Below are 9,561 nucleotides of genomic sequence, written 5' to 3' on the forward strand. Positions count from 1 at the left end.
TGGACTCCGGGGCGTCGGTCCTGCTCACTCAGACGACGGGTGCCGGACTCCGGTCCCCGTAGTGAAATCGCCTGGCGGTGTGCACGGCAGCGAGTCTGCCACACGTGCCGGCGACCGTGGGTCACGCGCGGCGGGCGTGAGCGTTGTCGGTGCCCGGCGGTACCGTGTTCGACACGATGAGTGCGCTGTTCGAACTCCCCGCCCAGGAGGCCGATGTGGCCTCCCCCTCGCCCGGTGCCGAGCCGAGGACCTCTCGTGGCCGCGCGCTGCTGGAGGGCCTCAACCCGCGCCAGTGCGAGGCCGTCACCCACGCCGGTGCGCCGCTGCTGATCGTGGCCGGGGCGGGGTCGGGCAAGACGCGGGTGCTCACGCACCGGATCGGCTGGCTGCTGGCCGAACGCGGGGTGCACCCGGGCGAGATCATGTCGATCACGTTCACGAACAAGGCCGCCGCGGAGATGAAGGAGCGGGTGGACGCGCTGGTCGGCCGCCGCTCGGCCGCGATGTGGGTCTCCACGTTCCACTCCATGTGCGTGCGGATCCTGCGCCGCGAGGCCAAGCACCTGGGCGTGCGCAGCGCGTTCTCGGTCTACGACGCGGACGACTCGCGCCGCCTGATCGGGATCGTGGGCCGGGACCTGGAGCTGGACCCGAAGAAGTTCGCGCCGCGCGCGCTGGCCGCGCAGATCTCGAACCTGAAGAACGAGCTGCTCTCCCCGGACGACGCGTCCGAGCGCGCCGGCACCGAGCACGAGCGCCGGATCGCCGAGGTCTACGGCGTCTACCAGTCCCGCCTGCGCCAGGCGAACGCGTTCGACTTCGACGACCTGATCATGGAGACGGTGTCGCTGCTGCAGCGGATGCCGGCCGTGGCCGAGTACTACCGCCGCCGGTTCCGCCACGTCCTGGTCGACGAGTACCAGGACACCAACCACGCCCAGTACGAGCTGGTCCGCGCGCTCGTCGCCCCGGCGAACGAGCGGGCGCAGCCGGCCGAGCTGTGCGTAGTCGGCGACTCCGACCAGTCGATCTACGCGTTCCGCGGGGCCAGCATCCGCAACATCGTGGAGTTCGAGCAGGACTTCCCGGACGCGCGCACGATCCTGCTGGAGCAGAACTACCGCTCCACCCAGACGATCCTGACCGCGGCGAACGCGGTGATCGCGCGGAACACCGAGCGACGGGACAAGCGGCTCTGGTCGGACCAGGGTGACGGCGAGAAGATGGTCGGCTACGTCGCCGACAACGAGCACGACGAGGCCTCGTTCGTCGCCTCCGAGATCGACCGGCTGGTCGACTCCGGCGAGTACCGTAACTCCGACATCGCCATCTTCTACCGCACCAACGCCCAGTCCCGGGTGTTCGAGGACGTGTTCCTGCGCGTCGGGATGCCCTACAAGGTCGTCGGCGGCGTCCGGTTCTACGAGCGCCGCGAGATCCGGGACGCGCTGGCCTACCTGCGGGTCCTGTCCAACGCCGACGACACGGTGAGCCTGCGCCGAATCCTGAACGTCCCCAAGCGCGGGATCGGGGACCGGGCGGAGTCGGTCGTCGCCGACCTGGCGGAGCGGGAGCGGATCTCGTTCGCCGCGGCGCTGCGGATCGCGGCCGAGGAGCCCGACCGCGCGACCGCGCTGGCCACCCGGTCGCAGCGCAACATCGCCGGGTTCGTCCGGATGATCGACGACCTGCGGGAGATGGTAGAGCGCGGCGACGAGACGGCCGAGATCCTGGAGGCGATCTACGCCCGCACCGGCTACGTCGAGGAGCTGCAGGCCAGCGAGGACCCGCAGGACGGGACCCGGATGGACAACCTGGCCGAACTCGTCACGGTGGCCCGCGAGTTCGCCGGTGACGCCGCGGTGGCCGACCTCGCCGCGCTGAGCACCGAGAGCAGCGACAGCGGAACGAGCACCGGCGCCGATCCCGATGTCGCCGCGGGGGCCTCCACGCGGGCGGCCGCGGACCGTGCGGCCGAGCAGGAGACGCAGGCGGCGGGGGCCGCGGGCACCGCGGAGGACGACGACGCCGACGCGGGCGCGCCCGCCCCGGGCTCGCTGGCCGCGTTCCTGGAGCGGGTCGCGCTCGTCGCCGACGCCGACTCCATCCCGGACGACGACTCCGGGATGGTCACGCTGATGACGCTGCACACGGCGAAGGGCCTGGAGTTCCCGGTCGTGTTCCTCACCGGCTGGGAGGACGGGATCTTCCCGCACCTGCGCACGCTGGGGGACCCGAAGGAGCTGGCCGAGGAGCGCCGCCTGGCCTACGTCGGGATCACCCGGGCCCGGGAGCGGCTGTTCCTGTCCCGGGCGATCGTCCGCTCGGCGTTCGGGCAGCCGTCGACGAACCCGGCGTCGCGGTTCCTCGACGAGGTGCCGCCCGAGCTCGTGGACTGGCGGCGCACCGAGCCCGAACGCCCGTCCGCCCCGGTCGGCCGGTTCGGCTTCGGGCAGCGGCGTGGCAGCGGCGACCGCGGGGACTGGAAGGTGCCCGAGCGCACGATGAACGCCACGATCTCGCTCGACGTCGGCGACCGGGTCAACCACGACAAGTACGGCCTGGGCACGGTCGTCGCCTCGGACGGGGTCGGCCAGCGGGCGACCGTCACGATCGACTTCGGCAGCTCCGGGACGGTGCGCCTGATGCTGATCGGCGGCGTCCCGCTCACGAAGCTCTGAGGCTCCGGCCGGGTCGGGGCCGCGCCCGTGAGGGGACGCGCGTGCCGCCGGGCCACGCCCGGGGCGGCGGCCTCAGGCCCGGCTGGAGTCCTCGGAGCCGGAGGAGCCGCTGTCGACCTCGCTCTCGGCCTCGGCCTTCGCCGGGCCGGTGACGTTGATGCCGCGCTCGGACAGCCACGGCAGCGGGTTGACCTTCGAGCCGTCCGGCTCCCACACCTCGAGGTGCAGGTGCGGGCCGGTGGACTGGCCGCGGTTGCCGACCTCGGCGATCTCGTCGCCGGCCTTGACCTCCTGGCCGACCTCGACGAGTGCGCGGTTGATGTGGCCGTAGACCGAGCTGGTGCCGTCGGTGTGCTTGAGCACCACCCACATGCCGAACCCGCTGGCCGGGCCCGCCTTCTCCACCACGCCGTCGGTCAGTGCGTAGATCGGGGTGCCGATCGGCGCGGCAAGGTCGATCCCGTAGTGCGTGACGCCCCAGCGTCCGCCGAACCCGGAGGTGAACTGGCCGCGGGTGGGCAGGGTGTAGGGGATGCCGTCGTAGACGACGGCCTGCGGGGCGCCCTTGGCCAGCGCCGCATCCTTCTCCTCGTCCACCTTCGCCGCCTCCTCGCCGAGGCGGGCGGCCTTCGTCAGGTTGGCGACGTCGACCTCGGCGCCCGGGTCCAGCGACGGGACCGAACCGGTCGAGCTGAGCTGCTCGCCACCGATCGCCGAGGTGACGGCGGGGGCGGTCGGGTCACCGGTGCGCATCTCGCTCACCGGCAGCATCGCCGAGGCGGCGATCCGGGCGTAGGACTCCTCCGCGGTGGGGGCCGCGGACATCCCGAACGCGCTGGCCACGGTCTGGCCGGCCGCGACGAGGGCGCCACCCGCGGCGGCCACGACGGTCGCGCGGGCGCACAGCGGACGTGCCGGTGGCGCCGGGAGCCGGGATCCGGTCGTGGCGTACGGCACGCCGGGGGACGTGTCGGGCCGGGACTCCGGTCGGGCGCCGCTGGGGGAGCGGTGGCGCGCCAAGACCTGCCCTTCTGGTGTTCAGGTCGTCCGGCCCGGGGCGGCGATCTCGGAGCTGGGGACTCCGTCGGGGAGTGGCGCCGTTCGGGGCTGGCGCCGATCGCTGTGACCGGTCCGTGACGTGGACTGAGGAAAGTTAACCCGCGCGCCCTAGCGGAGCAACGGCAGGGGGCACGGACGGGCGCGGACGGCACCCGGTCATCGGCGACCGGTCGAGTGAGAACGGTAAGCCGTCGTTGCGCCGAACGGGCACCGCGTGTTCGCAGCGTGGTCGGCCGGTGGCATTCCGCGTCAGGACGCCGGGGCGCCGCGCTCGGCGGGCGGCCCGGGGACCCGCAGGTGCCCGCCGCGGATGCGGCGGTGCCGGATCCGTTCGTGCTCCCCGCGCCGGTCGGCCTCGCCGCGGGCCAGCTCGCTGGCGACCCAGTGCACCGCGCGCGGGTCGATCGGCAGCGACAGGTGCCCGACGTCGCGCAGCTCGAGCTCGGAGACGTCGAGGTCGGGGTGGCGCAGGCGGGCGTTGCGCTGCGGGACGATCATCTCGTCGAGCCGGCTCCAAACCACAAGGAAGCGGGTCGGGCAGTCCGCCGCGGGCTCGGCGAGCTCGGTGAGGACCTGGGACCCGGGCCGCAGCTGACGGGCCAGCGGGGTCGGCAGCAGGTAGGCGGCGTTGCTGCCGGTGTGCGGGCTGCCGAGCGTGACCAGGGTGTCGACGGCCTCCGAGCCGCCCATCCGCTGCACGTAGTAGCGGGCGATCATGCCGCCGAGGGAGTGCCCGACGATGTGCACCTTGTCCGAGCCGGTCAGCTCGCGCAGCCGCTCGACGTGCCCGCGCAGCTCGTGCGCGGCGCTGCGCAGGTCGCCGGTGAGCACGCTGTAGTTGATCGCGTGCACCACGCCGAACCCGCGCCGTCGCAGGGCGTTGCCGAACACCGAGAACACCGAGCGGTTGTCCATGATCCCGTGCACCAGCAGGATCGGCGTGCCGGCCGCGGCCGGGTCGGCGACGACGAGGCTGCGCCGGGCCGGGGGCAGGCTGTCGGTGCGGTAGACGTCGTGCGGCCGGATCGTCTCCTCGGCCAGCCCGACCGGGTACATCGCGACGTGGGCGGCCATCGCGGCCCACTCCAGCGCCATCCCGCGGATCCCGGCGGGGGAGGCGAACGTGCGCACCGCGTAGTCCGCCGCCTGCCCGACCTCGCCGGCCACGGTCGTGACGTCGTCCGCGAGGGCCCGCAGGCGCCGCAACCCCGCGAGCGCCATCGCCATGGTGAAACGGTATGCGACAGATCACTCTCCGGCCACCCGTGACCTGGCCGGAGGGTGCGGCCCACCTGGTCGGGTGACGGCCGACAGGCGCTCGCCCGCGCCGGGGTGACAGCGGTCACCGGCCCAGGTCAGGAACGGTGCGACGGTCGTGGCTAGGCTCCCCCGAGCAGCACGACCGACGTCCGCGAACGCTGCCGCCCGCGCCGGGCATCTTCTTCTCGCCCGCGCCCCGGGGCCGCCGAGTTCGCGGCGAGAGCGAAGTGGAGCGGGAGAGCCGAGTGGACCTCTACGAGTACCAGGCGAAGGATCTCTTCGCCGCGCACGGAGTCCCGGTGCTTCCGGGCCGGACGGTGGAGACCGCCGCCGACGCCAAGGTGGTGGCGTCCGAGCTGGGCACCGCCGTCGTCGTCAAGGCGCAGGTGAAGACCGGCGGCCGGGGCAAGGCGGGCGGCGTCAAGCTGGCCCAGACCCCGGACGAGGCCGAGCAGAAGGCCGAGGCGATCCTCGGCCTCGACATCAAGGGCCACACCGTGCACCGGGTGCTGGTCACCGAGGCCAGCGACATCGCCGAGGAGTACTACTTCTCGTTCCTGCTGGACCGGTCCAACCGCACGTTCCTGGCCATGTGCTCGGCCGAGGGCGGCATGGAGATCGAGGAGCTGGCCGTCGAGCGCCCGGAGGCGCTGGCCCGGATCCCGATCGACCCGATCGCCGGCGTGGACAAGGCCAAGGCCGACGAGATCGTGGCCGCGGGAAAGATTCCGGCCGCGGTGGCCGACGAGGCCGCGCAGGTCATCGTGAAGCTGTGGGACACCTTCGTCGCCGAGGACGCGACGCTGGTCGAGGTGAACCCGCTGGTCCGTGACCCCGAGGGCAAGGTCATCGCCCTGGACGGCAAGGTCACCCTCGACGAGAACGCCGAGTTCCGCCACGAGGCGCACAAGGGTCTCGTCGACGAGCGCACCGAGAACCCGCTCGAGGCCAAGGCGAAGGCCAAGGGCCTCAACTACGTCAAGCTCGACGACGGCCAGGTCGGGATCATCGGCAACGGTGCGGGCCTGGTCATGAGCACGCTCGACGTCGTGGCCTACGCCGGGGAGAAGCACGGCAAGGTCAAGCCGGCGAACTTCCTCGACATCGGCGGCGGCGCCTCGGCCGACATCATGGCCGCGGGCCTCGACGTCATCCTGGGCGACGACGACGTCAAGAGTGTGTTCGTCAACGTCTTCGGCGGCATCACCTCCTGTGACGCGGTGGCCAACGGCATCGTCGAGGCGCTGAAGATCCTGGGCGACGGGGCCACGAAGCCGCTGGTCGTGCGCCTGGACGGGAACAACGTCGAGGAGGGGCGCCAGATCCTCGCCGACGCGAACCACCCGCTCGTCACGGTGGTGGGCACGATGGACGACGCGGCCGACAAGGCCGCCGAGCTTGCGGCTGGAGCCTGAGAATGTCGATCTTCCTCAACGAGAACAGCAAGGTCATCGTCCAGGGCATCACGGGCGGCGAGGGCACCAAGCACGCCACCAAGATGCTGGCCTCCGGCACGAACATCGTGGGCGGCGTGAACGCCCGCAAGGCCGGGACCAGCGTCGCCATCGGCGGCCAGGACGTCACGGTGTACGGCACGGTCGAGGAGGCGATGAAGGAGACCGGGGCGGACGTCTCGGTCCTGTTCGTCCCGCCGAAGTTCGCCAAGGACGCCGTGATCGAGGCCGTCGACGCCCAGATCGGGCTCGCCGTCGTCATCACCGAGGGCATCCCGGTGCACGACAGCGCCTACTTCTGGGCGCACGCTTCCGCCAAGGGCAACCGGACCCGGATCATCGGGCCGAACTGCCCCGGCATCATCTCGCCCGGCAAGTCGAACGCCGGCATCATCCCGGCCAACATCGCGGGCCCGGGCAAGATCGGTCTGGTGTCGAAGTCCGGCACGCTGACCTACCAGATGATGTACGAGCTGCGCGAGATCGGCTTCTCCACCGCCATCGGCATCGGCGGCGACCCGGTCATCGGGACCACCCACATCGACGCCCTCGAGGCGTTCGAGGCGGACCCGGAGACCGAGGCCATCGTGATGATCGGTGAGATCGGTGGCGACGCCGAGGAGCGCGCCGCGGACTTCATCAAGGCCAACGTCACCAAGCCGGTCGCCGGCTACGTCGCGGGCTTCACCGCGCCGGAGGGCAAGACGATGGGCCACGCCGGCGCCATCGTGTCCGGCTCGGCCGGCACCGCGCAGGCGAAGAAGGAGGCCCTCGAGGCCGCCGGGGTCAAGGTCGGCAAGACGCCGTCGGAGACCGCCGCGCTGATGAAGGAGATCATCGGCTCGAACTGAGCCCGGTAGTACCCGACGCGCGGCCCCCGGGAACACTCCCGGGGGCCGCGCGTTGTTTCTGTGGGGCTCGCTCGCCGCCGGTGCGGTGGAATGACCCGGATGGGTTAGCGTGCCCGGACCGAACCGAATTGCCGACGCCGCGCCGGTCGCGGCCCGCGGGGAGATGTCCGACATGACGACAGGCCATTCATCGGAGACCTCGCCCTCCGGGGCGAGGCAGAGCGCGGGTCCCGACGGTGCCGTCACCGCGGTACCGCCGCTCGCACCCGGACCGGCCCGGATGGTGGTGCTGGTCGGGGCCGTGCTGGCGCTGCTCGCCTACCTGTGCGGCTTCTTCGGCGCGGCGGCCCTCTCGGTCCCGATCGTCCTGATCGTCGCCGGCGGGGTGCTCGGCCTGCTGGCGCTGCTGCCCGGCGTCGGGCGCGTGCTGCCGGCAGCGGTGGCGCTCTCGGTCAGCGGCTTCCTGTTCCTGCTCCTGGCGCGCACGAGCGTCCCGGAGGCCGCCGACCCGGGGGCCGTGGGCTGGGTCGCGGTCGCGTTCGCCCTGCTCAGCACGGCCGCGCTGGTCGGTGCGCTGCTGCTCGACATCGGGCTGGTCACCATGCCGGCCCCGAAGCCGGCGCAGGACCGCAACGCCGGGCCCCAGGGCGCATGGGCCCAGCCCGGCTACGGGCCGGCGCCGGGCCAGCCCGGCTACGGCCAGGGCGGTCCGGGCGGGTACCCGCAGCAGCAGCCCGGCTACGGCGAGGGTTATCCCGGCCAGGCCGGCGCGTTCGGCCAGGTCCCGGGCTACGGCCCGCAGGGTTACGGTCAGCAGGGCTACGGCCAGCAGCCCGGTTACGGCGGGTACGCCCCGCAGGGCTACGGGCCCGGTCAGGGACCGGGCCAGGGCGCGTACGGGGTCTCCGGGTACGGGGCCGTGCAGCCGGGCCAGCCCGGCGGTCAGCCGTACCCGGGCTCCGGTCCCTACCCGGGCGCCCCGGCGCCGGGCCGGGAGCAGCAGGGCCAGCAGGCAGGTCAGCAGGCGGGCGGCTCGCTGTTCGCGGCCCCCGGTGCCTCCGCGCCCCAGGCCCCCTACGGGGCGGCGCCGACGGCCGCACCGGCCCCGGGCCAGGCTGCTCCGGCGCAGGGCCAGCCGGGCCAGGCTCAGCAGGGCCAGGCTCAGCAGGGCCAGGGCCAGCCGGGTGTCGGCGCCGGTCAGCCCGGATCGGCCGCGTCCTGGGAGGGCTCGGAGGCGACGAGCGCCGTCCCGGCCGCGGGGCAGGGGACCCAGGACAAGCGCCCGGACACCGCGGTCGAGGGCGCCGACGACGATCGGACCCACTCGTTCCGCCAGGACGGCGACGGGAAGGGCTCCGCGGGCTGACCCCGCCCTCGGGGACGGTCCCGGCGGGACCGTCCGGGGTCGCCCGTCCGGGGTCGCCCGCCGGGGTCGCCGGGGTGTGACCGCGACCGTCCCCGGCGTGCCTGCCCGGCGCTGCGGCCCGGCGCTGCGACCCTGACCGGGTGAGCACCACGGCCCCGACCTCGTCCGAGCGCCGCCCCGGCACGGACGGAGCCGCGCGTGCCCGGCCGGCGCGCCGCCCCGGCCGTCCGGTCCGCGACCCGAAGGCCGTGCCCCCGCGCCGCGACGGCCTGGAACGGCTGCGCGTCCTGCTGGTTGGGACGATGGGCGCGATCCTCGCCGGCTACACGGTCATGGTCCCGCTGGCCGCCGCGCTCACCGCGTCCGGCGGCGAGGGCGTCTCTCCGGACGACGCCCTGGCGACCGCCGTCCCGTTGTGGCTGGCCGCCCAGCAGATCCCGTTGGTGCTCGACGGTCAGCCGCTCGGCGTGCTGCCGCTGCTGCCCACGGCCGCGGTGTTCGGCATCGTGATGGTCGCCTCCGGCTGGTCGGTACGTCGCCTCGGCGGCCGCGTCCGGCACGACGCGGGTGCCGTCGTCGCCTCCCAGGCCGGGGCGGCCGCCGCGGTCGCGGTGCTCGGAGGTGCGCTGCTGCCGCGGGACATGGCGGTGACCGCGCCGTGGGCGTCGATGGTCGGGGCGGGCCTGGTCGCCGGTTCCGCGGCCGGGGTCGGTGTGCTGCGGGCGTGCGGACCGCCCGCGGCCTGGCGGGAACGACTGCAGGGCTGGCCCGCGGCCGGTCTGGCCGGGGCCCGGGTCGCCGCCGCCGGGCTCCTGCTGTCCGGGGCACTGGTGCTGCTCGCCGGACTGCTCGTGCACGCGCCGGAGGTCGCGCGGTCGTTCGCGACGCTC

The 9,561-nt window shown here is 73.7% G+C and carries 7 protein-coding genes; 5 read left to right on the forward strand and 2 right to left on the reverse strand.

Annotation, left to right across the window (positions count from 1 at the left end):
- Positions 1-176: 176 nt before the first annotated feature.
- On the forward strand, positions 177-2,681 hold the full coding sequence (locus tag I4I78_RS25470; protein ID WP_218614025.1) for a UvrD-helicase domain-containing protein: 2,505 nt from the start codon (positions 177-179) through the stop codon (positions 2,679-2,681).
- A gap of 72 nt (positions 2,682-2,753) precedes the next feature.
- On the opposite strand, the gene I4I78_RS25475 is transcribed toward I4I78_RS25470, so the two are convergent.
- Together I4I78_RS25475 and I4I78_RS25480 are read right to left on the reverse strand one after the other, a co-directional pair.
- On the reverse strand, positions 2,754-3,638 hold the full coding sequence (locus I4I78_RS25475) for a M23 family metallopeptidase (RefSeq protein ID WP_308252352.1): 885 nt from the start codon (positions 3,636-3,638) through the stop codon (positions 2,754-2,756).
- Positions 3,639-3,989: 351 nt separating this feature from the next.
- Positions 3,990-4,967 carry a triacylglycerol lipase gene (locus I4I78_RS25480; RefSeq protein ID WP_218614026.1) on the reverse strand — a complete coding sequence of 326 codons (978 nt, stop codon included), beginning with the start codon at positions 4,965-4,967 and terminating at the stop codon, positions 3,990-3,992.
- A gap of 260 nt (positions 4,968-5,227) precedes the next feature.
- Between I4I78_RS25480 and sucC the strand changes: the two genes are divergently transcribed.
- From sucC to I4I78_RS25500, 4 genes are all read left to right on the forward strand, one after another.
- Positions 5,228-6,415: an ADP-forming succinate--CoA ligase subunit beta gene (gene sucC, locus I4I78_RS25485; protein ID WP_308252353.1), complete on the forward strand. Its 1,188-nt coding sequence runs from the start codon at positions 5,228-5,230 to the stop codon at positions 6,413-6,415.
- Between the two features lie 2 nt (positions 6,416-6,417).
- On the forward strand, positions 6,418-7,305 hold the full coding sequence (gene sucD, locus I4I78_RS25490) for a succinate--CoA ligase subunit alpha (RefSeq protein ID WP_218614028.1): 888 nt from the start codon (positions 6,418-6,420) through the stop codon (positions 7,303-7,305).
- A gap of 172 nt (positions 7,306-7,477) precedes the next feature.
- Positions 7,478-8,671, forward strand: a complete 1,194-nt coding sequence (locus I4I78_RS25495; RefSeq protein WP_218614029.1) for a DUF5336 domain-containing protein — start codon at positions 7,478-7,480, stop codon at positions 8,669-8,671.
- Positions 8,672-8,811: 140 nt separating this feature from the next.
- Positions 8,812-9,561: DUF6350 family protein (locus I4I78_RS25500; RefSeq protein WP_308252354.1), on the forward strand; the 750-nt coding region annotated here is incomplete at its 3' end.

Origin of the sequence: Pseudonocardia sp. KRD291 (assembly GCF_019263595.1) — a bacterium.
Taxonomy (GTDB): Bacteria; Actinomycetota; Actinomycetes; order Mycobacteriales; family Pseudonocardiaceae; genus Pseudonocardia.